25 protein-coding genes and 1 other RNA gene are annotated in these 26,869 nt (G+C 43.5%); 14 read left to right on the top strand and 12 right to left on the bottom strand.

Going from position 1 to position 26,869, the window contains the following annotated elements; all coding sequences use genetic code 11:
• Nucleotides 1-67: 67 nt before the first annotated feature.
• The 4 genes from rpsI to mrdA all read right to left on the bottom strand — a co-directional run bounded on the left by rpsI (nt 68) and on the right by mrdA (nt 3,812).
• Nucleotides 68-454 (bottom strand): 30S ribosomal protein S9, encoded by a 387-nt coding sequence (gene rpsI, locus JMW64_RS09480; protein WP_045451158.1) that lies wholly within the window; start codon nt 452-454, stop codon nt 68-70.
• Between the two features lie 10 nt (nt 455-464).
• Nucleotides 465-893, bottom strand: a complete 429-nt coding sequence (gene rplM / locus JMW64_RS09475; RefSeq protein ID WP_045447009.1) for a 50S ribosomal protein L13 — start codon at nt 891-893, stop codon at nt 465-467.
• Nucleotides 894-1,103: 210 nt separating this feature from the next.
• Nucleotides 1,104-1,790 carry a 16S rRNA (guanine(966)-N(2))-methyltransferase RsmD gene (rsmD, locus tag JMW64_RS09470; RefSeq protein WP_201554399.1) on the bottom strand — a complete coding sequence of 229 codons (687 nt, stop codon included), beginning with the start codon at nt 1,788-1,790 and terminating at the stop codon, nt 1,104-1,106.
• 36 nt (nt 1,791-1,826) lie between these two features.
• Nucleotides 1,827-3,812, bottom strand: a complete 1,986-nt coding sequence (gene mrdA / locus JMW64_RS09465) for a penicillin-binding protein 2 (RefSeq protein WP_087815528.1) — start codon at nt 3,810-3,812, stop codon at nt 1,827-1,829.
• Nucleotides 3,813-4,290: 478 nt separating this feature from the next.
• Between mrdA and JMW64_RS09460 the strand changes: the two genes are divergently transcribed.
• The 6 genes from JMW64_RS09460 to adk all read left to right on the top strand — a co-directional run bounded on the left by JMW64_RS09460 (nt 4,291) and on the right by adk (nt 11,284).
• Nucleotides 4,291-5,625: a hypothetical protein gene (locus tag JMW64_RS09460; RefSeq protein WP_087815527.1), complete on the top strand. Its 1,335-nt coding sequence runs from the start codon at nt 4,291-4,293 to the stop codon at nt 5,623-5,625.
• A 253-nt stretch (nt 5,626-5,878) separates the two neighbouring features.
• On the top strand, nt 5,879-7,909 hold the full coding sequence (locus JMW64_RS09455; protein ID WP_201554390.1) for a heme lyase CcmF/NrfE family subunit: 2,031 nt from the start codon (nt 5,879-5,881) through the stop codon (nt 7,907-7,909).
• A gap of 1 nt (nt 7,910) precedes the next feature.
• On the top strand, nt 7,911-8,570 hold the full coding sequence (locus JMW64_RS09450; protein WP_201503046.1) for a DsbE family thiol:disulfide interchange protein: 660 nt from the start codon (nt 7,911-7,913) through the stop codon (nt 8,568-8,570).
• Nucleotides 8,567-9,130 carry a cytochrome c-type biogenesis protein gene (locus tag JMW64_RS09445; RefSeq protein ID WP_087815522.1) on the top strand — a complete coding sequence of 188 codons (564 nt, stop codon included), beginning with the start codon at nt 8,567-8,569 and terminating at the stop codon, nt 9,128-9,130. The genes JMW64_RS09450 and JMW64_RS09445 overlap by 4 nt, the downstream gene beginning before the upstream one ends.
• Nucleotides 9,127-10,407 (top strand): c-type cytochrome biogenesis protein CcmI, encoded by a 1,281-nt coding sequence (ccmI, locus tag JMW64_RS09440; protein WP_201554389.1) that lies wholly within the window; start codon nt 9,127-9,129, stop codon nt 10,405-10,407. Before JMW64_RS09445 ends, ccmI begins: the two co-directional genes overlap by 4 nt.
• A gap of 220 nt (nt 10,408-10,627) precedes the next feature.
• Nucleotides 10,628-11,284, top strand: coding sequence for an adenylate kinase (adk, locus tag JMW64_RS09435; RefSeq protein ID WP_087815517.1), 657 nt, complete (start codon nt 10,628-10,630; stop codon nt 11,282-11,284).
• 241 nt (nt 11,285-11,525) lie between these two features.
• Here the strand turns inward: adk and secB are convergent, their stop codons facing one another.
• The 4 genes from secB to rsgA all read right to left on the bottom strand — a co-directional run bounded on the left by secB (nt 11,526) and on the right by rsgA (nt 14,431).
• A complete protein-coding gene (secB, locus tag JMW64_RS09430; RefSeq protein WP_045446997.1) occupies nt 11,526-11,978 on the bottom strand; it encodes a protein-export chaperone SecB in 453 nt (150 codons plus the stop codon).
• Between the two features lie 168 nt (nt 11,979-12,146).
• Entirely contained in the window at nt 12,147-12,410 is a 264-nt protein-coding gene (gene grxC / locus JMW64_RS09425; RefSeq protein WP_045446994.1) for a glutaredoxin 3, read from the bottom strand.
• A gap of 318 nt (nt 12,411-12,728) precedes the next feature.
• Complete coding sequence (locus tag JMW64_RS09420) at nt 12,729-13,184, bottom strand: rhodanese-like domain-containing protein (RefSeq protein ID WP_045446990.1); 456 nt, start codon at nt 13,182-13,184, stop codon at nt 12,729-12,731.
• A gap of 143 nt (nt 13,185-13,327) precedes the next feature.
• Nucleotides 13,328-14,431, bottom strand: coding sequence for a ribosome small subunit-dependent GTPase A (gene rsgA / locus JMW64_RS09415; protein ID WP_055123794.1), 1,104 nt, complete (start codon nt 14,429-14,431; stop codon nt 13,328-13,330).
• Nucleotides 14,432-14,661: 230 nt separating this feature from the next.
• Between rsgA and orn the strand changes: the two genes are divergently transcribed.
• The gene (orn, locus tag JMW64_RS09410; protein WP_045446983.1) at nt 14,662-15,249 is read left to right on the top strand and encodes an oligoribonuclease; all 588 of its coding nucleotides are present in this window, start codon (nt 14,662-14,664) and stop codon (nt 15,247-15,249) included.
• A 133-nt stretch (nt 15,250-15,382) separates the two neighbouring features.
• On the opposite strand, the gene JMW64_RS09405 is transcribed toward orn, so the two are convergent.
• Nucleotides 15,383-16,237 carry a UDP-2,3-diacylglucosamine diphosphatase gene (locus JMW64_RS09405; protein ID WP_201554387.1) on the bottom strand — a complete coding sequence of 285 codons (855 nt, stop codon included), beginning with the start codon at nt 16,235-16,237 and terminating at the stop codon, nt 15,383-15,385.
• A gap of 35 nt (nt 16,238-16,272) precedes the next feature.
• The gene (locus JMW64_RS09400) at nt 16,273-16,788 is read right to left on the bottom strand and encodes a peptidylprolyl isomerase (RefSeq protein ID WP_095849316.1); all 516 of its coding nucleotides are present in this window, start codon (nt 16,786-16,788) and stop codon (nt 16,273-16,275) included.
• A gap of 273 nt (nt 16,789-17,061) precedes the next feature.
• Between JMW64_RS09400 and JMW64_RS09395 the strand changes: the two genes are divergently transcribed.
• From JMW64_RS09395 to JMW64_RS09375, 5 genes are all read left to right on the top strand, one after another.
• Entirely contained in the window at nt 17,062-18,801 is a 1,740-nt protein-coding gene (locus JMW64_RS09395) for a glutamine--tRNA ligase/YqeY domain fusion protein (protein WP_201554386.1), read from the top strand.
• 146 nt (nt 18,802-18,947) lie between these two features.
• Nucleotides 18,948-19,715: a phospholipase D family protein gene (locus JMW64_RS09390; protein WP_201554385.1), complete on the top strand. Its 768-nt coding sequence runs from the start codon at nt 18,948-18,950 to the stop codon at nt 19,713-19,715.
• Between the two features lie 217 nt (nt 19,716-19,932).
• Nucleotides 19,933-20,571: a peroxiredoxin gene (locus JMW64_RS09385; RefSeq protein WP_045446971.1), complete on the top strand. Its 639-nt coding sequence runs from the start codon at nt 19,933-19,935 to the stop codon at nt 20,569-20,571.
• Between the two features lie 234 nt (nt 20,572-20,805).
• Entirely contained in the window at nt 20,806-21,468 is a 663-nt protein-coding gene (locus tag JMW64_RS09380; protein WP_087815507.1) for a glutathione S-transferase family protein, read from the top strand.
• Between the two features lie 294 nt (nt 21,469-21,762).
• Nucleotides 21,763-22,743, top strand: a complete 981-nt coding sequence (locus JMW64_RS09375) for an META domain-containing protein (RefSeq protein WP_201554384.1) — start codon at nt 21,763-21,765, stop codon at nt 22,741-22,743.
• Between the two features lie 130 nt (nt 22,744-22,873).
• On the opposite strand, the gene ruvC is transcribed toward JMW64_RS09375, so the two are convergent.
• Nucleotides 22,874-23,458 (bottom strand): crossover junction endodeoxyribonuclease RuvC, encoded by a 585-nt coding sequence (gene ruvC / locus JMW64_RS09370; RefSeq protein WP_201554383.1) that lies wholly within the window; start codon nt 23,456-23,458, stop codon nt 22,874-22,876.
• A gap of 260 nt (nt 23,459-23,718) precedes the next feature.
• Here ruvC and JMW64_RS09365 point away from each other — a divergent pair, with 260 nt between their 5' ends.
• Entirely contained in the window at nt 23,719-24,339 is a 621-nt protein-coding gene (locus tag JMW64_RS09365) for an FxsA family protein (RefSeq protein WP_055123798.1), read from the top strand.
• 133 nt (nt 24,340-24,472) lie between these two features.
• Here the strand turns inward: JMW64_RS09365 and ssrS are convergent.
• A non-coding RNA gene (gene ssrS, locus JMW64_RS09360) (6S RNA) lies at nt 24,473-24,668 on the bottom strand.
• A 261-nt stretch (nt 24,669-24,929) separates the two neighbouring features.
• Between ssrS and gpmI the strand changes: the two genes are divergently transcribed.
• On the top strand, nt 24,930-26,588 hold the full coding sequence (gpmI, locus tag JMW64_RS09355; protein ID WP_201554382.1) for a 2,3-bisphosphoglycerate-independent phosphoglycerate mutase: 1,659 nt from the start codon (nt 24,930-24,932) through the stop codon (nt 26,586-26,588).
• The last annotated feature ends 281 nt before the right edge of the window (nt 26,589-26,869 follow it).

Below are 26,869 nucleotides of genomic sequence, written 5' to 3'. Positions count from 1 at the left end.
CTTTAATATTGTGACTGTCGCTATGAGATAAAGACAACAGCCGCAAAAAGATAAGAGATAGCTTTGATTAACGTTTCGAGAATTGTGGACGTTTACGTGCTTTACGTAGACCCAATTTCTTACGTTCAACTTGACGTGAGTCACGAGTAACAAAGCCAGCTGCTTTTAGTGCAGGTTTGTTGGCTTCGTTTAGCTCAATCAATGCACGCGTGATGCCGTGACGGATTGCGCCAGCTTGACCACTAATACCGCCACCTTTTACAGTGATGTAAAGGTCATAAGCAGTAGGTGAGTCAAGTAATTCTAGAGGCTGACGAACAACCATACGTGAAGTTTCACGGCTAAAATACTCATCAAGTGGCTTACCGTTAACAACGATGCTACCAGTACCTTTAGCTAAAAAGACACGAGCAGTAGACGTCTTGCGGCGACCAGTTCCGTAATTGCGTTCCATAAGTATATCCTTAGATGTCTAGTTCTTTAGGTTGCTGTGCAGTATGTGGATGTTCAGTACCCGCATATAGCTTCAGCTTCTTGATCATCGCATAGCCAAGAGGGCCCTTTGGAAGCATACCCTTAACTGCTTTGTGTAGAACATCTTCAGGCTTATGTGCAAGCAACTTACTGAAGTTGGTTTCCTTGATACCACCTGGGTAGCCACTGTGACGATAGTATTTTTTATCTTGCGCTTTTTTACCCGTTACCGTGATTTTATCAGCATTGATGACAACAATGAAGTCACCAGTGTCAACGTGCGGCGTAAAAGAAGGCTTATGCTTGCCACGTAAGCGACTAGCGATTTGAGTGGCTAAGCGACCAAGGGTTTTGCCGTCAGCATCTACGACATACCAGTCATGGGTCACTTCAGCTGGTTTTGCACTAAGTGTTTTCATGATAAAACCTTAAAATTAGAATTCGTTGAGAGTTTAGCTGGGAACGGGGCTCTCAAAAAACAGACTGCACATTATAAGCAGTAGTGCCTACGCTTGCAAGCTGCATTGGGGTTTATTTTCGCCTTATATACATTAAACTGCAGCGTTGGCCAGTTTTTAGCGGTTCTAAACATTTGTAAAATTTGTTAATGGCAGGCATTAACCCGACAATTATGACGATGATAAACGATAAAGTCCAGCAACAACTTGTCCAACCTTGGTCTGTTTCACACATTCAAAGCGGATTATTTGCTGAATAGCACCTGATTGGATATCTGGATTTTTATTAAGCGTCTCTTCCAGTTGTTTCAATTGGCTCTCTAAATCTTTATCTGCTTCTAGATAAATCAGTGTTTCACTATCAATTAACGACTGGGTAATCAGTGCTATTAAAATAGGTTGCCACAGATCTTGAGCATACGGTGGATCGATGAATACAATATTGAAAGGGCGCGGAACAATCTGCTTTTGCATCAATACTCTTTCTGCAGTGCCTTGGATAATTTGATGGGTATCAGCGCTCAGATGTAACTGTTCAGCACTTTGACGCAGCATATTACTTTGCGCAGGATTTATTTCGATAAAGGTTGCGTGCGCGGCACCACGAGACAATGCTTCAAAACCTAAAACACCGCTACCAGCACAGCTATCAAGCACATAAGCGCCATGAATATCAGGAAGTAACCAGCTAAACAGTGTCTCTCGCAAGCGATCTGGGGTCGGACGTAGACCCTCTGCGTCGATAAAACGTACAACACGGCGTTTAAACTGACCACCAATGATCCGCACGTCGCCCGCAGCTATATTTTTGCTCTTATGATTGTTCCTATGCTCGCGGCTGCTTATAGATTTTTTCATAATATTTATATTTACCGTATCTCGTTTAGCGTACTTTTACTCAGAGGTCGTGGTGGCTGTGGCTGCTTCCACCTCTGCCTTTTCTTCTAGCGCTTTTTCTTCTTTTTCACGCTGGGCATCACGCATCAATTTTTCAAAAGCTTTTTGGCGCTTGATGACTTTTAGTTGATCAGCCGTTGGTGGCAAGATAGGGTCGTTTTTGCGCTGTAATATCCAGTAGTCAAATAGTGCGCGACCGATAGGTGCAGCTACCACGCTACCACCGCCACCATTTTCAACCAGTACTGCAAGCGCAATCTCAGGATTTTCTACGGGTGCAAAACCATTGAACCACGCGTGATCCCAGTGACGTTTGTCTATGGCAGATTTATCATAGCGTTTGCCTTGTGCAATGGACTTGACTTGCGCAGTACCTGTTTTGCCCGCAATACGATAGCGCGGCGTATAAATCCCACGTCCGGTACCTGCCTTGACGGTTTCTTCCATTGCATCGTGCATACGTAGCCAGTCAGACGGTTTGCCATTATATTCGATTTTACCGTCGGGTTTGGTGATTACGTTAACTTGTGCTGCACCATCGCTACTTTTTAGTAGATGCGGAGTAATGTGATAGCCTTTGTTCGCTGTCATGGCGGTTGCATTGGCAATCTGTAATGGTGTGGCTAAGAAATAACCCTGCCCGATACTGACTGAGATGGTTTCGCCCGGCAACCAGCCTTTATCATAGGTGTCTTTTTTCCATTTTGGTGACGGCATAATTCCTGATTTTTCATTGGGCAAATCAATACCTGTTGGTTCACCAAATCCAAAACGTGCCATCCAATCATGTAGGCGCTGAATACCCATCTCATAGGCCAATTTATAATAATAGGTATCCACTGACATCACGATAGATTTTTTGAGATCTACCGTACCGTGACCACCGCGTTTCCAGTCACGGAATCGATGTGAGTCTCCTGGTAAGCTAAAGTAACCGGGATCATAGATAGTGGTTTCCCAATTGCGCAACCCATAATGAATGCCGCCTAAGCCTTCAAAAGGTTTAATCGTAGAGCCGGGTGGGTATGTCCCTTGTAGCGCACGATTATAGAGCGGCTGATCCAAATCTTCACGCAGATTGCCATAATCTTTAAAGGAGATGCCTGAGATAAAAGGGTTGGGGTCATAGCTTGGATTACTGACAAACGCCAATACATCACCATTCTTTGGATCGATTGCCACGATAGCGCCGCGACGACCGTCCAGCTGCTGCTGGGCGACTTGCTGTAAGCCATAATCCAAGCTCAGCGTAATGTCATTACCAGCTACAGGTGGTTTAGTGTCTAATTGACGCAAAATATTGCCAAGAGCATCGGTTTCTACCGACTGATAACCCGGTTGCCCTAGCAATATGTCCTCGTAATAATCTTCGATACCGATTTTACCGATAAGGTCAGTGCCAGCGTAGCGATCTTTGTCAATGCGTTTGGTTTCTTTATCATTGATACGCCCAACATAGCCGATGACGTGTGCAAATAGCTCGTCATAAGGGTATGAACGTGTCAGCTTGCTTTGAATGGTCACACCGCGAAAGAAGGGTTTACGCTCACTAAACTGCGCCAATTGGGCATCGGTTAAGTCAATTTTAATGGTCACAGGATCGTTTTTGCTTTTACTCAGTCGCGCTAAAATATCGGTAATATTTTCATCTGTTAGCTCAAAAATAGGCGCAAGCAAATTTAGCGTACGCTCTGGATTTTCAACTTCATCAGGACTTAACATGGCCGTAAATACGGGCTGGTTGTCTGCCAATATGATCCCATTGCGATCATAAATATAGCCACGGCTGGGCGGTGCAGAGATCAGCTTAATACGGTTATTGTCTGCTTGCGTCGTATACTTATCGTGCGCATAGACTTGTAGGTAACCATAACGCACGATCAAGCCACTCAATCCAATAAATATCAGAATTCCAAGGATAATAATACGGCTGGTGAAAACACGATTGACCTGTTCAGTATTGGGGGTTAGCGGTTTATTCATAGAAAGTAAGAGCCCAAACGGTCAGTGAGTCAATAAAAGAGAGTAAAAGGGCAGGGTCGTTCACCAAAGTGCGGCGAGCATAAAGGATAATAATAAGAATTTCAATTACATGGACTGATATGAGTTGAAATAATAATCCCTCAATCTATATACAGCGATGTGTGGTCATACAATCACAAATTATAACAGAACAAATGAGCCGCCGCAGTACACCGCCATTTATTTTGTGGTCGTTATTATCTAAAGCGCCTGTAGATGATATTCATATTGTTACTATCGAAAGTAATAGTAAAACGTGTCATCCCTAGTCACAACTTACCTAGGCTCGACGTGTGCTAATGAATGGCAAGTATGCTAAAATCAGGCGATTTATTTGATAATAATTATCATGGGCAGAGCGGCTTTTTGTTAAGCGTTCTAATTCGCTAATCCTTTTTAATTAGCGACGACAATTAACCTGTCAGGGGCAAGATAAGTCATGGATGCAACTTCATTGTGGCAGACAATAGCTGAACACCCAGAGTTTTTTGCCATGCTGACTATTCCGCCTGTGACCGCATTTGTCACATGGATACACGTGTGGATGGCGCTTAAAATGCTGTTCTATCCGATTAAGTTTCGGGGTATTCGTATTCCAAACTTCCCGTTTTTTGGGTTGCCGGGTATTGGCTGGCAAGGTATCGTCCCACGAAAGGCTGGCAAGATATCAGGCGTTATCGTGGATCAAACGCTGTCAAAGCTTGGCTCGCTTGATGAGTTTTTTCAGGCGATGGAGCCTGAGCAGATGGCGGTATTTATCACGGATACCGTGGACAAAAACCTTGAAGCATTGATTGATGAAATCATGTTGGACCATTCGCCAGCGCTGTGGGGTAATCTGCCTTATGCGTTGAAGCGCCGTGTCTACGCTCAAGCGCATCAAGAGCTGCCCAATATCATGCAGTCTTTGGTGACTGACTTGACCCATAACGTCGAAGACTTGGTTGATATGCGCAAAATGATTGTTAACACGATGGAAAGTGATCGTCGTTTAATGGTCAATATGTTTTTGAAGGTTGGTCAAAAAGAGATCGATTTTATTTGGCATATCAGTGCTTTGATTGGTTTGGTCTTCGGTATTATCCAAATGTTCATATTTTTGGTGGTGCCGCAGCATTGGACAGTGCCGTTTTTTGCCGCGATTTGGGGCTTTCTTACCAATTGGATTGCTATTTGGATGGTGTTTAATCCTGTAGAGCCGCGATTTATTCCTTATGTGAAATTTTTTGCCGTCCAGAGTCGCTTTCCATTTATTAGACCGCAATTACCACATATCGCCCAGTATCGTTTGCAAGGCGGTTTTATGAAACGCCAAGAGGAAGTTTCTGAGGTTTTTGCTGAAATTGTCGTAAAAGATTTGGTGACGCTTGAGAACATCATGAATGAGATGATGTATGGCGACCGTGCTGCACAAACGCGTGAGTTGATGAAGTCGCATTTATATAAAGTGCTAGAGTCGCCAGTGATTAGTACGACACTGCGCCTAGGCTTGGGTCGCCGCGAATATGGACAGCTAAAAAACACCATCATTGATAAGTCGATTGTTGCGACAATGGTGCCATTGCGAGATCCTGAGCTCAATGAAAGCCGTGCCAGTAAAATATTTGGGCTGTTTCGTGACCGTATTCGCGCGCTGACGCCAGATGAGTTTCAGAACTTATTACGTCCCGCTTTTCGTGAAGATGAAATGACATTAATCGTGTTGGGTGGTTTGACAGGGTTTTTAGCCGGCTGGTTGCATCTGGTCTTAGTGTTTTTTCCTGCGATTCAGTAATGACATATTTTTTATGTCCTTTATACACATCGCATACAGAGTGGATACAGAAACGTGACAAGTTGACGCTAATGTACCTTGCTGTAAGCGCCCTTAGCTGCAATGGCTAATGGCGCTTTTATAATAAATAATACTAATAAAGACCAGCAGTATAAATACTCGTAGTAACGATTACTGGATACTTTCGAATATCCTAAAAAACCAATCCCTAAAATAAACAATGACCGTATTAAGGTAAACAAGGTTAGACCGTATGTTAATCACAGAATTGGGTTATTTTGCCTTGCTAGCCGCCTTTATATTGGCGATTTTGCAGGTGGTATTACCAACCGTCGGTATCATGCGTGACCACGTTGCGTGGCAGCGTTTGGCACCAAGTCTGGCGTGGGCACAATTTGCTGCCATGATCACATCATTTGCCGCGCTGATGGCAGGATTTTATTACAATGACTTCAGCCTCGTCTATGTCACTCAGCATTCTAATACGCTGTTGCCTTGGTATTATAAGCTGTCGGCAACTTGGGGTGGTCATGAGGGTTCATTGCTGCTTTGGATGACCATCATGGCTACTTGGTGTGCGCTAGTCTCTTACTTTAGCCGTGGTTTGCCACTGTCTATGCGTGCGCGAGTGTTGGTAATTTTGGCTGGCGTGCAGATGATGATGCTAGCGATGCTGATTTTTACCTCGTCGCCATTTGATCGTACATTGCCAAACTTACCTGTTGATGGTGCGGATCTAAATCCTGTGCTACAAGATTTCGGTTTGATTATTCACCCACCGATGCTGTATATGGGTTATGTGGGTTTGGTCGTGCCGTTTGCCTTTTGTATGGCGGCATTGTGGGAAGGTCGTTTAGATGCAGTGTGGACACGCTGGTCGCGTCCGTGGGCATTGGCGGCTTGGGGCTTTTTGACCGTTGGTATTGCGCTTGGCTCATGGTGGGCCTATTACGAGCTTGGCTGGGGTGGTTGGTGGTTCTGGGATCCAGTAGAGAACGCTTCATTGATGCCATGGCTGGCTGGTACCGCGCTGTTACATTCGCTTGCCGTCACAGAAAAACGTGGTGTCTTTAAAGCATGGACGATTATGCTGGCGATTTTTGCTTTTGCACTCAGTCTATTGGGCACCTTTCTCGTGCGTTCTGGCGTTATTACCTCGGTGCATTCGTTTGCCGCTGACCCAACGCGTGGTCTGGTCATTCTAGTTATTCTCGGTGTGATCATCGGCGGTGGCTTGTTGATGTTTGCGGTACGTGGTTGGCGTTTAACGGTCGAAAGTCAGTATCAACTGATCTCACGCGAGTCATTTTTAGTCATTAACAACGTTATTATTTTGATTTCGACTTTGGTTGTATTACTCGGCACGCTGTATCCTATCATTGCTGACTCCTTTAATTTAGGTCAGGTGTCTGTCGGCCCTCCTTACTTTAATGCGCTGTTTGTACCGCTAACGTGGCTGATATTAGTAGCAATGGGTATGGGCTCGAACATTCGCTGGAAAAAAGACAGCCGTCCGCTATTGGGCGCTGGTATGGTCATTGCCACCAGTAGTTTAGTGCTTGCAGCAGTTATCACGTATTTTGTGAGCCCGTCTGCGATGCTTAATATTGGCGTTACCTTGGCGGTCAGTTTTTGGGTACTGCTATGGATGGTGGTTGATTTCAAAGACAAAACCAAAAACGCACCCAATTTTGTTAAAGGGTTACGCCAGTTACGTCTGAGCTATTGGGGTCAACAGACCGCTCATATCGGTGTCATTATTGCCGTCATCGGCGTCGCATTTACCAGTACGTTAAGTATTGAACGTGATGTCGCGCTTGGACCAAACGATAGTGTTCATGTCCAAGGCTATGACTTTACCGTTAAAGGCTTTCGTGAAGTCAAAGGCAGTAACTTTGATGCCACCCAAGCTGAGATTGAAATCAGCAAAGATGGCCGTGCTGTGACTACGCTGTATCCTGAAAAACGTAATTACATCATTAGTATGATGCCAGTCACAGAAGCCGCGATTGATGCTAGCCTCATGCGTGATGTTTATGTAGCACTGGGCGAACCTATCGCCGAAGATAGCAACGAATGGGCAGTACGTATTTATGTGAAACCGCTTATCCGCTGGATATGGCTAGGCGCTCTGATTATGGCTTTTGGTGCAGTATTGAGTATTCTTGATCATCGCTATCGTATTAAGAAAACCAAGACACCTGCACAAATTGCGGCGAATAAAGCAGGCTTTACCACCGTCGCCGATTTGGATGCGTCAGCATTAAAGACAGGGGATAATTAATATGAGCACATCAAAGCAATCCCCTGAGCAAAATGCAAAGCAAGATAAGGTAGGTGGCACGAAAACCATGAATAAAAAGCAACTTAAGCTATGGTTTTTGATTCCACTGATCGTTTTCATTGGCTTAATCATCATGCTATATCTGCGTTTGGGTAAGCCGACGGATATCGTTACCAATACGGCACTTGAGCGCCCAGTGCCCGCTTTTGAGCTGCCGTTATTATCAGATACCAGTCGTATCATGACCAATGAGAATTTGCCTGATAAGCCCTTTTTGATGAACATTTGGGGCTCTTGGTGCCCAACTTGTATTATTGAGCATCCTTTTCTTATGCAACTAGAGGAGCGCGGTGTCAATCTGGTCGGGGTCAACTATAAAGATGATATTGGTGATGCCCTAGGCTACTTAAACCGAGGTGGCGATCCGTTCTCGATGTCCATTCAGGATTTATCTGGTCAGTTTGCTTTGGACTTAGGTTTGACGGGTGCGCCTGAGACTTTCGTAGTCGATGGTAATGGTATTATTCGTCAGCACATCATTGGTGAGATCAATGAAAGTAACTGGCAAAGCCGTATTACGCCTTGCTTGATGGTGCTCAATGAAGCCAATAATAACAACGTCAGTCCAGATCCGACTCAGGTTGCGGAGGCGTGTAAATGATAGCCAATAAAATAACAGCCGTTACGTTAAAAGTCGCGAGCCTATTAATAGCTTGTCTAATAAGTATGGCAAGCTATGCTGCTATTGAGGTCTATGACTTTGATTCTGTGCAGCAAGAAGCCCAATATCGTGGTCTCATCGAAGAGCTGCGTTGCCCAAAATGTCAAAACCAAAATCTTGCAGGATCGGATGCGCCCATTGCCCAAGATCTAAAGCAAAAAACCTATGATTTGATAAAAGACGGTCGTAGTGATGGCGAGATTCGTGCTTATATGCAGGAACGTTATGGCGATTTCATCACTTATAAGCCGCCTGTCCGTCCATCAACGTGGATTTTGTGGTTTTTTCCGCCACTATTACTCATCAGTTTACTCATAGGCTGGTTCTGGCAAAGCAAACGACGTCAGCTTGTCGCTAGTGGTGAAAGCGGGGTAACGGTCAATAGTACGGCTGCTGCTCTGTCTGCTGCTGAAAAAGCCGAGATTGATCGTCTGTTATCACGTGCTTCGAGCGATGACAAAAACGACCATGATATTACAAGCCTCAAGGACAAAAAATGACCATATTCTCTACTGTGGGCTTATTTATTGCTCTAAGCTTACTCATCGCCTTAATACTCGCTGTTATTACCATCATGCCTTGGCTGCGAGCGTCACGCTCGCCAGAAAAGCCTCTGGACAATCAGCTGTTGGATATCAACGTTGCTGTGTTCCGTGAGCGTCTAGCAGAACTAAAAACAGATAAAGACAATGGCACTATCGATGACAGCCATTACCAGAACCAAAAACTGGAGCTTGAGCGCCAGTTATTGGATGCTCAGCGTGAAGTCTCACCGATGGTCGCGCCTGGTATCAAAAGCCGATTGATCATTACTGTCTGGGTGCCAGTCCTCGCGGCGATGGCGTATTTGATGGTCGGCGATCGTACGCCTGTGTTCGAGCTTTGGGCAGCTGAAGACAAAGTGGGTCAAGTGGCTGATGACTTGTTAACGGGTAAGATTGATCAGCCGCCTGCTTGGGCGATTGAAGATGGTCAACAACTGATTAGTGCCATGCAGACCAATGTCTATCGTCACGCTGATGATCCAGATCGCTGGATGCGTTTATCAGAATTATTCTTATCATTAGAAGCGACGGATTCCGCAATTGAAGCCTTATCGCGTGCTTATCGTTTGTCACCAGACAATGAAGAGATTGCAACCACCTATGCACAGATTAGCTTCTTTGCCAATAAAGGCCAATTAGACGCTAATAGTCGCCGAGTGCTACAAGACGTGTTGGCCAAAAATCCAGAGCATGAGGGCGCGCAAATGCTCATGGCAATGGGTGAGGCACGGAGTAGTAATTTTGATCAAGCACAAGGCTGGATTAAGCGTCTACGTGACAGTATTGCGGCTAAACCTGGTGATCATACCAAAGCATTGGCGAGTCTAGATGAGCTAAGTGCTAATGTCACTGCTCAGCAACAGCAAGCCTCTGAAGGTATTGAAGTGACTGTTACGATTAATGCTAGCCTGCTGCCATTAGTCAAAGCCGACGATGTGTTATTTGTGGCCATACGCGATGTCAATGGTGGACCACCATTTGCTGCCAAACGTTTGCCTATCAGTGTCATCAAGCAAGGTGAAGCCAGCATTAGCCTAAGCGATTTGGATGCCATGATGCCTGAACGTACTTTGAAATCGGCGCGAGCGGATAAAGTTCAGTTGGCTGTCATCGCTCGTATCAGCCATAGTGGTACTGCCAGTGCAGAGTCAGGGGATTTGTCAGGTAATCCAGTAGTGATTAGTGCGGAACAAAATCAGGTCAATGTTGAAATCAATCAACAAATTCCATAGTATTTATATCTGTTGCTGTCAGCACCTCTGACGTAAGCGCTGTTGTCCGATACAGCAGCGCGCAACAGCATTATATGAACAGATAAGTCATGACAACTTATCACTGCAAATAATGAAAATACTTGAGCTTTGCCAAGCCACAAGGTAAGGTAGCTTGGCAAACAACCAATCCCTGAGTTTTATTAGTCCCAAAATCCTATCTATTAAGGAGAATCGTGTAATGATGCGTATTATTTTGCTAGGTCCACCAGGCGCCGGTAAAGGTACCCAAGCCCAGTTTATTTCTAAAGAATATGATATCCCGCAGATCTCAACTGGCGATATGCTGCGTGCAGCAATCAAAGAAGGCAGCGAGCTTGGCAAAAAAGCCAAAGACATCATGAATGCTGGTGGTTTGGTTTCTGATGACCTCATTATTAACCTAGTGAAAGAACGTATCGCTAAGCCTGATTGTGCCAATGGTTGTATTTTGGATGGTTTTCCGCGTACGATTCCACAGGCTCAAGCACTTGCAGATGCTGACGTTGCTATCGATCATGTAATCGAAATCAGTGTGCCAGATGACGAGATTGTCAAGCGCTTATCTGGTCGTCGCCAGCATCCTGGTTCAGGTCGCGTTTATCACGTTGATCACAATCCACCCAAGGTTGAGGGTATCGACGATGTGACAGGCGAAGCACTAATCCAGCGTGAAGATGATAAAGAATCTACCATTCGTGATCGTCTAGCGACTTATCATGAGCAAACATCAGCGCTTGTTGGTTTTTATCAAAACAAGGCCAAAGAAGGTGCCGATGCCCCTAATTATGATAAGTTTGATGGCACGCAAGGCATCGATGAGGTTAAGCAACAAATTTTATCAGCGTTAAAAGGTTGATCATCGATTTTAAATAATTGATGACGCGATTGAAGACCCTGTTTATTAGCAGGGTTTTTTTATGTCTGATGGTTTTAACTGTATGTCTTACAATATTACTCAGTAGAACTCTCGTTGCTTAACGATTCTTTTGAATAAGCGCTTAAACAACATCCACAAAAAAGCCGCTCACTCGTGATGAGTAAACGGCTTTTTTATCAAAATATACTGTGAATAAAGCTAGCACATTTTTGCTTAAAACTTATGCATTACCTTCAGCATCAACTTGTGCTTGTTGCTGGCTTTGTGCGTAAGCTTGATCAAAGTTGACAGGGGCTAGCAATAACTGCGGGAAGCTACCACGCGTTACGATGTCGCTGATGACTTCACGAGCATACGGGAACAAAACGTTCGGGCAGTATGCACCTAAGATTTGACCGATTTGGTCTTCTGGAATATCTTTTAATAAGAAGATACCCGCTTGATGCACTTCAGCGATAAATGCCGCTTCTTCCGCATTTTTTGCTGTAACGCTCACCGTTAAAATGACTTGATAATGATCATCATCCAGTTTTTCAGCGTTGCTAGACAAATTGATATCAAGCTCTGGGTTCCACTCTTTGGTGAACACACTAGCGCCTGGGACTTCAAGTGACATGTCTTTTACGTAGATACGCTCTAGCGCTAATTGTGGTTGTGCTTGTTCTTCAGCCATGATAAATCCTCTAAAAGTTGATCAAGTAGTTGGACAAACTGTCATTTTAATAAAAGTTCATTGTAATATAAATCGAGACAAAATCTGGATGTTTTTATTACTCTTTTTTATCTTTGCCGCTGTCTATCATTGCACAGGCAAAGACAGACAGCAACGAAAAGCAGCAGATTAACCTGCTAATAGCTCGTCAAGTTTGCCTTGTTGGTTCATTTGATTGAGCTCATCAAAACCACCGACAAAGGTCTCGCCGACGAAAATTTGTGGCACAGTGCGATAGTTATTGGTTTTTTTCATTAATTCTTGACGCTCTTCGCGGCTCATATCGTGCATGCCAATTTCTTCGTAGTCAACGCCTTTAGTTTTTAAGAGTTGTTTGGCGTTTGAGCAATATGGGCAGATAGGGGTGGTGTAAACTTTAACAGCGACAGTCATGGTAAATCCTTATTTATAAGTTTAGAAGGTAATCGTTTTATTATAAAAAGTATTATAAATAATTATTTGATAAAAATTCTTATAATCCGTTACCAGCAAGTAAATTGAAGATAGATTCGGTGATGCTCGTTATTAAAGTGGGGATGAGCAGAGCAAATTCAAGATGTTTGAGTATAAAAGCTCTGACGGTAGCACAAATGCCACAAACAAAAAAACACCTATCGATAAGGTGTCTTTTTTATTTGTGAATATTCAATGCGCCTCAATCATATATCAATTGATACGGGCTAAATATTTTTTAAACAGCAGTATAGCGAACTACTTATGTAGACTTGGTTTGGCTTTGCCTTTATTTTTAGGCTTTGCATCTTTTAAACCAACTAATGGCATGCCCGCTGCTTGCCAGCCGCCGATACCACCTTCTAAGCGATAGACACTGTCCTTGCCGATCATCTGAATCGCCGCGCCTGCTTGCACACCCATATCACAAATGATAATCACTGGCTGCTCAATGGCGCGGATTTCTTCTAAGCGGTCTTTGAGCTCGGTGAACGGTATGTTACGGCTGCCTTGGATGTAACCAGTCTCAAACTTCTTTTTGGCACGAATATCGATTAGCTGCGCGTTTTGCGAGTTAACCATCATACCTAAGGTATTGGGCGATATTTTTCTGCCACTACGTTTGTTTTCAATCGTAAAAAATAGCACGGCAAGTACGGCTAATATACCAAATAAAAACGGGTGGTTGCCCACAAATTCCAGCGCACGATCCAAACCATACCTCCAAAAAAATAAGTGTTCGGTTAAGCTGAGAAGACAGCCTAACGATACTGAACAAGGCGCTATTATACCGATTAGACCATCCATAGTAAACGGGCGATGGTCAACCAAGCGATTAACGACCCACAAGGCAGCGATTAATAGGGCTTAGTATCAGCCTCTTCTCTTAGGGTAACGAGATTTTCCACACGGCGCTGCAATACCACGCCGTCAGCAACCGCTTGCCATAGTGCGCAGCCTTTGCTGTTGTGAGTATGACGACAATCGCGGAACTGACAGTTGCCAGACAACGGTGCAAGCTCCACAAATCCTGAAATGATATCATCGGGTGTGAGATGCCAAATACCGTACTCGCGGATACCTGGCGTATCGACGATACCGCCTTGGGTCAAGTCGGCTGGATTAAATGGTAATAAGCGACTGGTGGTGGTGGTGTGTTGACCAAGTTTTGAATTATCAGAGATGATATTGACGCTTTGTGCCGATTCAGGTAGTAGGGCATTAATCAAACTGCTTTTACCGACACCAGATTGCCCAGCAAAAATAACCAGTTTTTTATCGATATAACGTTTTAATTCATCCAGCCCTTCTTGCTCATCGCTATCCGCGACGTTTTCAGGGCAGTCGACTGAGGTCAAGACGCTCTCATAACCGAGAGAAGCATATTGTGCGAGTAATTCTTTGGTATCGACGCCGTTTTCTTCTGCCAATAAATCGGCTTTATTAAGCACCAACAGCGGCTTTACGCCAGCATGATGACAGACGACCAAATAACGATCGATGAGGGTTGGCGCGGCAGCAGGTAGCGGCGCAAATACAATCGCCAAAATATCGACATTGGCGGCGACAGGTTTAAGTTTATGATAACGATCAGGACGCGAGACCAGAGAGGTACGCGGCTTGACCGATTCAATACGTCCAAAGCCAGTATTAGGATCAGCACTCCAGCGTACTTGGTCGCCAGCGGCTAGCATCGGTAAATTGGTACGCACATGACAACGCCAAATATCGCCTAATGCCAGCTCTTGCCAAAACGGCTCAGGATCATCGGGTGCAATCTCCGGCTGCACGGGTATCACCGCAGGCAAGCTGGTCACTTGTACTTCCAACTGCTTGCCATAATGCGCCATGACCACGCCATCCATCAAACTGTCATCGATGCTGTCTTGACTTGCCAGCTGTTGTTTGTCGATGCGACGAATCTGTTGCTTAGTCAGTTTGCGTTGCCGAATTAATGCCATGGGTTTTGAACCTATTAAAAAAATATTGCTAAGTGTAGCGTGAAAGTTTGATAACATACAGCCTAAAGCGCCTGCTGCAGACAGAGATTTTGTAACGTTTTAAGGGTTATAAATCAGTAGATGCAACGTTTTGCTACAGTTTGCTACTTAGGCATGAACATTAACAGGCGATTTATCTAATTAATATTGCTCCAAAGTTGTTCTAAACTTTATTGACCATAGGATATTTTATGAGTACCGGTGACCACCCCAACAAGATTAAAATCAGAAACCAAGGCAAAAAAGGGCTGGTATGGATTGACCTAGAAATGACCGGACTGGATACCTTGAATGACGAGATTATCGAGATTGCTACCGTTGTCACTGATGAAGATTTGAATGTCCTTGCCGAAGGGCCAGTGTTCGCTATAAAAGTATCGGATCAAACGTTAAATAAAATGGATGATTGGAATACCAAACAGCATGGTCAGTCAGGATTGGTCGACCGTGTCCGCCGTAGTACCGTGACATTGGCAGAGGCCGAAGCTGAGACTATTAAGTTTCTCAATAAATGGGTCGATAGTGGTAAGTCGCCAATGTGTGGCAATTCTATCTGCCAAGATCGCCGTTTTATGGCGCGTCAAATGCCGGAATTAGAAAAATTCTTCCATTATCGCAATCTGGATGTCTCGTCAATCAAAGAGCTTTGTTTCCGCTGGCGTCCTGATATTCTCAGAAACTTTGAAAAAGGTGGCAGTCACCTAGCGTTAGATGACATCCGTGATTCTATTCGTGAATTGAAGCATTATCGCCAGCATTTCTTTAAATTAATACCGTAAAGTAAGAGTTGAGCGATCAATAGTTTGACACTTAAATTCGTGTCAATCATGCAGTGTCATTTATAGTAAAAAAGGTCTGTTGATAATTCAACAGACCTTTTTTATTATTTAGAGGTGCTCAAAAAAAACGAAATTAAATGAGCGATTTAAACTCAATCAATCTAAATTCAGCAGCATTACTACTAAAACTGTCATTTGAGTGCTCGTCGCCTGTCACTGCGCCAATCACCGCACTTACTTTTGGCTGGCGTGTATTGCTATCGAGCAATCGCCAGTCGCCGAGCACGTAGCGTTTTTTATCAGTGGTCACTTGATGTGTATCTGGACGGTGGGTATGTCCGTGTAACAACGCATCGCTAGCAGTGATTGCTTGTATCACTGCATCTTTATTGACATCCATGATATGCGCCGCTTTATTGGCATTGTTCTGCTGGCTCTTTTGCCGCATTTTATCGGCGATTGCCAAGCGTTTCTCTAACGATTTATTGAGCAAATACCACTGAGTCAAACGATGACGCATGATTTTGCGAAAAAACTGATATTTTTTATCATCAGTACACAAAGCATCACCGTGCTCTAGACGATAATTTTGCTGACCGACAGTTAAAGTATACGGCTCATAAATAAGCTCGCCACCAAATAGATTGCAGAATGGCTGACCTAAGAGGAAGTCACGATTACCATGCATGACTAAAATCTCGCAGCCAGCTATCCGTAGTTTTTTTAATTTAACGATAAGCGGAGTGAGCCAATGACTTTGTCGTTCCTCGTCGGATAAAGACAAATAAAAATCATCACCGAGCCAAACTTCAAACCAATCACCTAAGATAAACAAGCGTTTGAGCGCAGGCAGAGCAAGGCAATCATCAAGCAGCGCCAAAAAAGCCTGCACTAAGGCAGGCTCTTCAGGCGATAAATGCAAATCGCTAATCAAAACTTGCCGTACCTCATGAGGGCGGGTCGTTATTAAATGATTAAAACTTTGCATTTATCTTTATCCTCGTCATTTATCATGAGTAACGATTATTCAGAAATAATAGTCGCTGATTTGATAACCACTGGCTCTTTTGGCACATCAGCATGCATGCCGAAACGACCAGTAGGTACGCCGCGCATTTTTTCGATGACATCCATGCCGCTTGTTACTTTACCAAATACGGTGTAGCCCCAACCTTGCATGTTTTTGCCAGAATGGTTTAGGAAATCGTTGTCTTTTACGTTAACGAAAAACTGGCTGGTTGCTGAATGCGGATCTTGCGTACGCGCCATCGCAATCGTACCAGCGTCGTTTTTTAGACCGTTGTCTGCTTCGTTTTCAACTGGAGCATTGGTCGCTTTTTCATTCATTTCAGCGTCCATTCCGCCGCCTTGAATCATAAAGCCGTCAATGATGCGATGGAAAATCGTACCGTCATAATGACCAGATTTTACATAGTTTAAAAAGTTTTCAACGGTTTTTGGTGCTTTTTCTTCATTGAGTTCGATAACGATCGCACCCATATTGGTGTCTAGTTCTACTACTGGTGGCATGTCTACCATGTGATATTCCTCTTTGATTGCAGCGCCTAAAATGACGCTGTTAAGTGGTGGCTAAAAAGTTGGTGATTAAAAAGTTATGGCTAGTCTAACGGCTTTTTTATCTCGTGTCATGTATCAGGCTGTTAATGCGTTCGCAAAAGCTGATAGAATAACGCAACTTTAGCTTTTTATTATCATTTTTAATAACTTGTTTTTAATGATTTGGTTTGAATTTTCCATGCTGCGTGATGGCACGTAGCATGAACTGACAATTTGCGTTAGGAGCAATGCCCGATGAGTGAGCACTCAAGCAACAATGCACAAAAAGACGAACAAAAAAACGATTTTATTCGCAATATCATTCGTGACGATGTCAAGGCGCAAAAATACCCACAAATCGTGACGCGTTTTCCGCCAGAGCCAAACGGTTACTTGCACTTGGGGCACGTAAAATCTATCTGCCTAAACTTTGGCGTGGCCGAAGAGTTTGGTGGTGTTTGTAACCTGCGTTTTGATGACACTAACCCAACCGCAGAAAAGCAAGACTTCATCGACAATATCGAAAATGATGTGAAATGGCTAGGATTTGAGTGGGCAGGAGAGGCGCACCATGCGTCAGGCTACTTTGACCAGTTGTATGCATGGGCTGTGCAGTTGATTAAACAGGGTGATGCTTATGTAGACTTGCAGTCACCGGAGCAAATTAAAGAAAACCGTGGCTCATTCAATGAGGCAGGCACGGCATCACCACATCGTTCTGCCAGTGTTGAAGAAAACTTGACCCTCTTCAATGACATGAAAGAAGGTAAGTTTGCGGGAGGAAAAGCGGTGTTGCGCGCCAAGATTGATATGGCAAGCCCAAACATGAATATGCGTGACCCTGTCATCTATCGTGTCATGCATCAAGCGCATCACCAAACGGGTGATAAATGGTGCATTTATCCGATGTATGATTTTGCCCATCCGCTCTCTGATGCACTCGAAGGCATTACCCATTCATTGTGTACGCTGGAGTTTGAAGATCATCGTCCATTTTATGATTGGGTCATTGACAAAATTGGCTTTGATGTACCACCGCATCAGTATGAATTTAGCCGCTTAAATGTCGATCATACCTTGACCAGCAAGCGTAAGCTTAAACAGTTGGTTGACGAAAATATCGTTAGTGGTTGGGATGATCCGCGTATGCCGACTATCGCTGGCATGCGTCGCCGTGGTTATACACCAGAGGGTTTACGTGATTTCTGTGAGCGTGTTGGTGTAACCAAAGTAGACAGCGTCGTTGACTTTCGCTTATTAGAATTTAGCATTCGTCAATCATTAGAGACGACCACAGGTCGTGGTATGGCGGTACTTAAGCCATTAAAAGTGACCATTACCAACTTTGCCGAAGCGGTCAGCAGCTGGGAATCGCTAAAAGCGGATAGCGTCAACGCGCGTTTTGATGATGCGTCGCAAACTTTATGGCTCACGCAGCCAAATCATCCTAATGTCGATATGGGCGAGCGTGAAATTCCTTTCACTGAGACCATCTATATCGATCAAGGCGATTACGAGATTGAGCCGCCAGCAGGGTATAAGCGTCTATCGCCAGAAAAGCCAGAAATCCGCTTGCGTAATACCTATGTATTGGCAGTGACTGAGCACATTACGGATGAAGCGGGCAATGTGGTCGAACTAAAAGCGACGATTGATCCGGCGACTTTGGGTCAAAATCCTGAAGGTCGTAAGGTTAAAGGCGTGATTCATTGGGTATCAGCTAGCCAAGGCATCCCAGCAACGGTGCGCATGTATGAGCAGTTATTTAGTGTCGAAGACCCAAGTGGCGTCGCTGACGTCCATCAAGCATTAAATCCTAACTCGTTGACTGAACTCAATGCCGTGGTTGAACCGTCATTGGTGAATGCGGACGCTGGCACACGCTTCCAGTTCGAGCGTGAAGGTTACTTTATCTCTGATAGCGAAGACCATAGCACTGACAAACCAGTCTTTAACCAAATCGTCAGCTTGCGTGACAGCTATAAGCCAGCTTAATTTATCACTATTAACGGCATTAGCGCTTATTTGAAAAACTACTGAACAATAGTGGTTTGCAAGCTTGCCCATTTCTAGTACGCTAGGGATGGGCTTTTTTGTGCATGATTATAAAGTGATTGATCGTAAGATTTGAGGAAATAATAATGGCAAAATTTTTAAACAGCAGTGGCACGACTTACCATTTAGAAGAATTGATTAAAAATGCGTCTGATAGGTTGATTATCATCAGTCCCTATTTAAAGCTGAATGAGCGTATTAAAGAGCTATTAGAAGACCGTAATCGCCTCAAAATTGATATTAGAATCGTTTATGGCAAGAATGATTTGCACCCAGAAGAAATAAACTGGCTAAAAAATCTGACTTTTATTCGCACCAGCTTTTGCAAAAACTTGCATGCAAAGTGTTATCTGAATGAAAACGAATGCATCATTACCAGTTTGAACCTTTATGAATTTAGCCAAGTCAATAATAATGAAATGGGTGTGCTGATTTATCGTAATGAAGATGCCAAACTATATGCCGATACTTATGAGGAGGCACAGCGCATTATTCGTATCAGCGATGAAGTGCGCATGTCGCTTGAAAAAGTGACCGAATCTGATGGTAGGACTGATAATACTGCTACTGCCAGTCATACAATGCCCAGCAATAATGCTAATACAACGGTCGCACCTACTGCTATAGAAGCGGCAACGCCTAATTACTCTAAATTAACGACGGCGAAGCTTGCCAAAGAGCTGGGTTTTAAGACACAAGAGTTAAATGATAAGTTGCTTGCAGCGGGATATTTACAAGAGCAAGAAGGTGAGCTTACATTAACAGATGCTGGGCGTGCAGCAGGTGGTACCAGTAAAAAAGGTAAATTCGGTGATTTTTGTTTGTGGGATTCTGGGATGGTGAGTCTATGCTAAATTACTTAGTAATAAACAGAATAACCGCATTACAATCCTTCACAAGACAGTCATAACCAGTTTGCTAAGATAAAATAGAATTTTTGCTGACGTGCTTTGAGTTATTGTGTAATATCTGACAGGGCACGTTGATAATAAGAAGTACGTTGATAATAATAGAGCACGCGAATATCTTTGGATATTAGTGCTCATCACTAACATAGCTAAGGAATTAAGCATGGCACATTTACGTTTAGGCGATACCGCACCGAATTTTGACGCTGCAACCACAGAGGGTAATATCAATTTCCACGAGTGGGCAGGCGATAATTGGGTCGTTTTTTTCTCCCATCCAGCTGATTTCACGCCAGTATGTACTACTGAGCTTGGTCGTGCTGCGGCACTGAATGGCGAATTTCAAAAGCGTGGTGTCAAGCCAATCTGTATCTCTGTTGATGGTATCGATGACCATCATGCGTGGGCAAAAGACATTGGTGAGACTCAAGGCACTGAACTAAATTTTCCAATCATTGCTGATCCGAACAAAGAAGTCGCTGAGCTATACGACATGATGCATCCAAATGCAGATAGCACGCATACGGTACGCAGTGTCTTCATTATTGATCCAAATAAAAAAATCCGCTTAACGCTGACCTATCCTGCGAGCTGTGGTCGTAATTTTGACGAGATTATCCGTGTCATTGATGCTCTGCAACTGTCTGATGAATATAATATTGCGACACCAGTTGACTGGAAAGACGGTGATGATGTCATCATTCCACCAAGTGTTAAAAACGAAGATATTGCGGCTAAATACCCTAAAGGTTATACAGAAATTAAGCCTTATTTACGTACCACCCCTGCACCCAATAAATAAGTAGCATGATTGGATGGATGAAATGAAGCCTCATGACGTAACGTTGTGGGGCTTTTTGTCGTTTAGTCTCTGATCAAAAAAGCAAGCCTAATAAGGCTTTGCTATGATGAGCAGAGTAGGATATAACTGTTGTATAGAGAATGGCCAGTCTTTATCTATCATCAACAGCGTAATAACCATAATAAAACCAGATAGCGTTGAATCGCTTTTGTTCAATCTTACAAGGAGTTTGCCATGAAAAAACTATACGTCACCCGTACTGCGCCCAATCCACGTAAAGCCCTTATTTTGTTAGCATCAAAAGGCATCGATGTCGATGATATGGATGATGTAGACGTGATTGACATTGATTTTGCTGCCAATGAGCAAATGTCAGACGAGTTCACCAAAATAAATCCAATGCAGACCGTGCCAGTTCTAACACTAGGTGATGGCACTGTACTCAATGATTCACAGGCTGTATGTGAGTATCTCGACCGTGTCTATGGTGAGCGCTCGGTGATGGGGAATGATGTAATACAACGCGCACAAGTGTGCGCTATGCGCCGCATTGCTGAGTTTGAGGTATTATATAACTTTATGCTGGCTTTTCAACACAGCCATCCGTCCAAAGCCCAACGCGTTGAGCAAGTCCCAGAGTTTGTCGCGCCATCTGTTGCACGGGCTGTTAAAGCCCTTGCTTATTTTGAAAATATTTTAGAAGGTCGTGAGTATTTGGTCGGTGAACAATTAAGCTTTGCTGATATCGTCCTATATCTCGGTTTGGATTTTGGGAAAGTCCTTAACGTAAATCCGAATGAGCAGGGCGAAAATCTTGCGCGTTTTTATCAAATGATGAATGAGCGTTTCAGTATTAAAAATATGGCAAAAGCCAAAATTGCTCATACAAACGAGTAAGACTAGCGCGAAAAATTAAAAAGGTGACATCATTGATGGTCTTGAATAATTGATGAAATTTCCAATTATCTGAGACCATTGATTTTTTATGGTACTTTTAAATATTAAAATAGCAGTTACGATGAATCCATAAAAATAAACACTTTGTTACAACCATGGTAATCAACGGCGCTATAGTGGTGAATTGTGACGCTTTAATAAAGTGGATATCATCAGCCCCTTATTGTTAAATATTTAACCTGATTTTTTAAATACTTTGACTTAAAAAAGGGATAACCACAAGGTATGACTGCTATGACCTCATCTGTTAAAAAACGGCCAATTCGATTCACTTTACTACCAAGTTTGTTGGCACTAAGCTTGGTAATAAGTGCTTGCCAAGATGCTTCTTTACCCAATGAAAGTGACGTACAAGAAGGCAATCAGACAAGCGCTGATGCAACACACGATGATGGCATAGATATGAATGCTGGTGCAGTAACGGATGATACTCAGATGGATAAGATGAGCGATGAAGAGAAAATGATTGCCAATCTTTCACGTTATCGTTGGACATTGATGTCTGTAATGGACAAAGGCGCACAGCCATTAAACATGCTGACGGATATTAAAGACCAAGTGCGTTTGTCTTTTAATCAATACCAAGGTGAGAATACGTTAAGTTATAGCGTTGGCTGTAATACCATGAGCGCTGGCTACCAATTGCAAGGTCATACTTTGACTATTGAAGAGGGTATGAGTACGAAAATGTCTTGTGGTGAGCTTGATAAGGCTGAAAATAGTTTAAGTCAGTTGATGCAAGGCGAAAGCCAGTTAACATTAATGAAAGCTAGCAGTACTGGACATGGCGACGCTAAAGACAACAACTCTCAGGATGATAGTCTCAAGAGTGATAAGCCAATATTAACCCAAGTTACTAGTGTCGGAGCAACGTTGGTTTGGGAGGGTAGGCTTACCTCACAAGCCAAGTATAATAGTAAAGGCGAGACCGTATTTTGGGCAGTAAGCTCGAAAATGATACCTTGCACCGATAATGGCTCAGAGATGTGCCTACAAGTGAAACCCATTACCTATGATGACCAAGGTATTAAAACGAGCGAAGGCAAGTGGGCAGTCTTTACGGGTGAAATCGATGGTTATCAGCATGATGGCATGCATGATGAAGTATTACGTCTACAGCGTTACCCATTAGACAGTGACGATAGCAATAGTATAGAAGGCGAAGAATATGCTTATGTGTTGGATGCAGTGATTGAAAGTGCCGTCGCAGAGTAGTCGGTTTAAGCCGTTGCATTTTTATAGTAAAGCGATTTTATAGCAAAACGATAGTGTAAATAACTTAGGCAGTTCGAAAAACACGCGCTATTTAGACGCGTGTTTTTTTATGCTTGTGTTATAAGCGTTCTTAACGCAAATTCCCTAGATCTTCTTCTGTCAAACGCCAGCGGCCTTTTTTCTTAGACGCACCGCGCCCACGCATGGCGCTGTTTAATATTAATTTATTCATGGAATGGCTTGAATGCGCATGACAGATGGCGCAGGCAAGACCATCGGCGGCATCTTGCTGTGGCACGACATCCAAAGATAGTATGCGGCAGACCATCTCTTGCACTTGCTCTTTGGCCGCTGCACCATAACCGCAAACGGCTTGCTTAATCTGGCGAGCAGTATATTCTGATACTTCTAAGTCTAGAGCAACCATGGCGGCAATAGCAGCACCTCGCGCTTGCCCAAGTTTCAACGCTGAGTCAGGGTTTTCTGCCATAAACACCTGCTCGATAGCTGTATAAATAGGCTCATCTGCATATTTCAAATGATGCTGTGTGATGCGCGTTAAGCCATTAAAGATGCGCTTTAGACGTTCAGGCATCTCTTTGGTGTCGGTACGTATGGTACCTGCATCGATATAAGTCAGTTTGTCGCCTGTTTGCTGCAAGATGCCATAACCAGTCATGCGCGAACCAGGATCAATTCCAATAATAATTGCCATAGTATTCCATACTTGCTTATATTTTATTTTATCGTCAAGCCTATATAAATCGGATACAGTATCAGGCTCGTTCAGCCTCCTACTCGTAGAATTTCTACTTACCTGACTTGTATTCAAATCATATTGTACCGACTATATGGCTTAAAAATCAGCCTTAAGTTTGATAGTATAGCAATCAATCCCCATATACATCATATGTTAGCCAGCTTAATTTGCATGGCGCTCAATTTATTGGTTTTTATTTTATAGGACGACACTTTATGGGTCAGATAGTTGGTATTGCCATTGTTTGGTTTATTATCGAGATGCTACTTTGGTATTTGCTTGCTCAGTTTATGAGTGGTTGGTGGGTATTTATGTGGTTTATTATCGCCGCAGTCATCGGTATCTCCCTCTTGCGTAAAGGGATGGCTGCCCTCAATCCAATGGCGCAGCAAATGAAAGCAGGTGGCATGATGAACCCATCAATGCGTCCGCAAGAATCAACCATGATGAAAAGTGTGGCCATGGCAGCGGCTGGTATTTTGCTACTCATTCCAGGTGTGCTGAGCGATTTACTCGCATTATTGGTGATATTGCCACCCGTGCAAAAGAAGCTCAAAGACTTTGCTAATAATTATGTCATGAATAATCAGCAAAAAATGATGGAAATGATGGCCAAGCAAATGGGTGGACAGATGGGCGGCGGACAAAATCCGTTTGGTGGCATGGGCGGTCAAAACCCATTCGGCGGCGCAGGTGGTATGAATAATCAAAATCCGTTCGGTCAACAACAAAACCCGTTTGGTGATGGGTTTAAACAGCATACAACGATTGATGGGACAGCAAAAACCATTCCCAAAGATGTGAAAAAAATCACCAAATCTGCCAATGACGAATAGTTGAATTAATAGGCAAGCATAGAAAAACCCCCTTTTATCAATGATAAAAGGGGGTTTTTAATGGTTATTACTAAGTCTTTATGAGTTGATAAGTAAACCTACCGAATATAAATAAGATAATAATTAACCGAATAGAACAACCGAAGTGCCGCTGTAAGATGGTGACCCATGAACCGTGAAGTTCAGGGCGGATGCGTCACTGCCTCTGCAGGTTTCCTGATACACCGCAAGCGGTGCAGGCATACACAATGAAGCAATAGGTACCACATCCTGGTAAAGCATTATCGGCTCAGGGAATAAACATCTACTAGCCAACACTTCAGAATATAATTATCTTAACGAATGGTTTGAATGATTGCAAGTATGATTTACAGATTGATACGTAGATTTAGAGAGTGGCATTATTGCTATTAAGTTTTAACCGCATTTTCTACTGTATAAATGTGCTTTAAATAAGTATGCTTTAAATGCTTAAAGGTGGGCGTAAAATGACGATTTTTCAGCTATTTTAAGATGTGTGTTAAGATAGAGGGCTTTAAACATCCTAATATAGCATTATAGGCGTTCATTCACTTGAGGAGCGGTAATCCATGACCAATACCCAGCAACAATCAGCATTTATCGATGATAATCAGGCTCAGCTCAATAGCAAGCAGGATGGCGATCAAAATAAAAAAGTGCCGCATGTCTTAATGATATTAGATGGTTTTGGGCATCGTGAAGACGATAAGGATAATGCGATTGCTGCCGCCAATATGCCAAATTTGGATAGGATTTATCAGCAATATCCGCATGGATTGATATCTGCTTCTGGAGAAGACGTTGGTTTGCCAGATGGGCAGTTTGGCAATTCAGAAGTTGGGCACATGAACTTGGGCGCGGGTCGCGTTCTGTATCAAGATTCGACTCGTATCTCAAGTGAAGTGGCCAATCGTGAATTTTATAAAAACGAAGCCTTAGTCAAGGCGGTTAAAGCCGCGAACGAGTTGGGTGGTAACGTCCATATCATGGGTTTGCTGTCAGATGGTGGTGTACATTCGCATCAAGATCACATCGAAGCAATGTGCCACTCGGCGTTAGTGCACGGCGCTAAAAATGTCTTTGTTCATTGTTTTTTAGACGGACGCGACACCCCACCTAAATCGGCGGATAAGTATATTAATCGTCTGCGGGATCATATCAATAAGCTTAATGCTCATTATGAAGGCGGCCGCGTACAGATTGCCAGTATCATTGGGCGCTATTATGCAATGGATCGTGACAATCGCTGGGATCGCGTCCAAAAAGCCTATGAGCTTATCACTGAAGGTAAAGCCGATCGTCTGTCTACGCGTGCAGATGGCGCAGTACAAGCTGCTTATAAGGCACGCGAGACCGATGAGTTTATTAATCCAACGGTAGTGATTGGCCGTGATGAGGTGCCATATACCGTTGATGACAATGACGCGCTTATCTTTATGAACTTCCGTGCTGACCGTGCCCGTGAGCTGGCGCAAGCTTTTGTCTTGCCAGATCATGAGTTTTCAGGTTTTGCCCGCAATAAGCAGCCAAAACTTGCGGCATTTGTGATGCTGACCAAATATTCTGACGTTTTAGCAGACAATCCAAAAACTAGCGTTGCTTATTATCCCACGTCATTGACCAATACGCTTGGCGAATATTTGCAAGACAATGGTAAAACTCAGCTGCGTATCGCTGAAACTGAAAAATACGCACATGTGACGTTTTTCTTTAGCGGTGGTCGTGAAGAAGAGTATGAGGGTGAAACACGTATTCTCGTACCCTCTCCAGATGTGGCGACTTATGATCTGAAACCAGAGATGAGTGCGCCTGAAGTGACTGATAAATTAGTGGCTGCCATCGAATCAGGCAAATATGACGTGTTAATTGTCAATTATGCCAATGGTGATATGGTCGGGCATACAGGGATTTTTGATGCGGCTGTAAAAGCAGTAGAGGCGCTAGATGTCTGTGTTGGCCGTATTGAGTCAGCGGTACGCGCTGCTGGCGGTGATATGCTTATCACAGCAGATCATGGCAACTGTGAGCAGATGCAAGATTACGAAAGCGGTCAAGTACATACTCAACATACCACTGAACATGTGCCACTCATTTATGTGGGTGAGAAAAAGCTACAAGTACGTAGTCGTGGTAAGTTGAGCGATGTCGCACCGACTATTTTGGCGCTGATGGATATTGAGCAGCCTGCTGAAATGACGGGCGAAAGCTTACTGGTTCCAGCGTTGTAAGTCAGGCACTTAATACTATTATATTGACAACTTACTAGCGTTGTTAGAAGTAATAGAAAGGGGAGAGATATTTATTGTCTCTCCTTTTTTTGATCTGTTTTTTAAGAGATATTTGGCTGACTTTATTATCTTTAAATGTTTGGATAGTGAGAAAAATAAGGGTAAGCATGATATTTCGCCTGCTAAACAAACTTGACACCGCTACTCATCATTTGATGAAATCATATCAGTTATCGTGAATGTTACTTGCAATACTCTCCTAGTCTTAGACTGGCTCTTGA

The sequence above is a fragment of the Psychrobacter immobilis genome, from assembly GCF_904846065.1.
Taxonomy (GTDB): Bacteria; Pseudomonadota; Gammaproteobacteria; order Pseudomonadales; family Moraxellaceae; genus Psychrobacter; species Psychrobacter immobilis_H.
The sequence above is the reverse complement of the archived record's forward strand: the minus strand, read 5'-3'. Positions and strand labels throughout refer to the sequence as shown.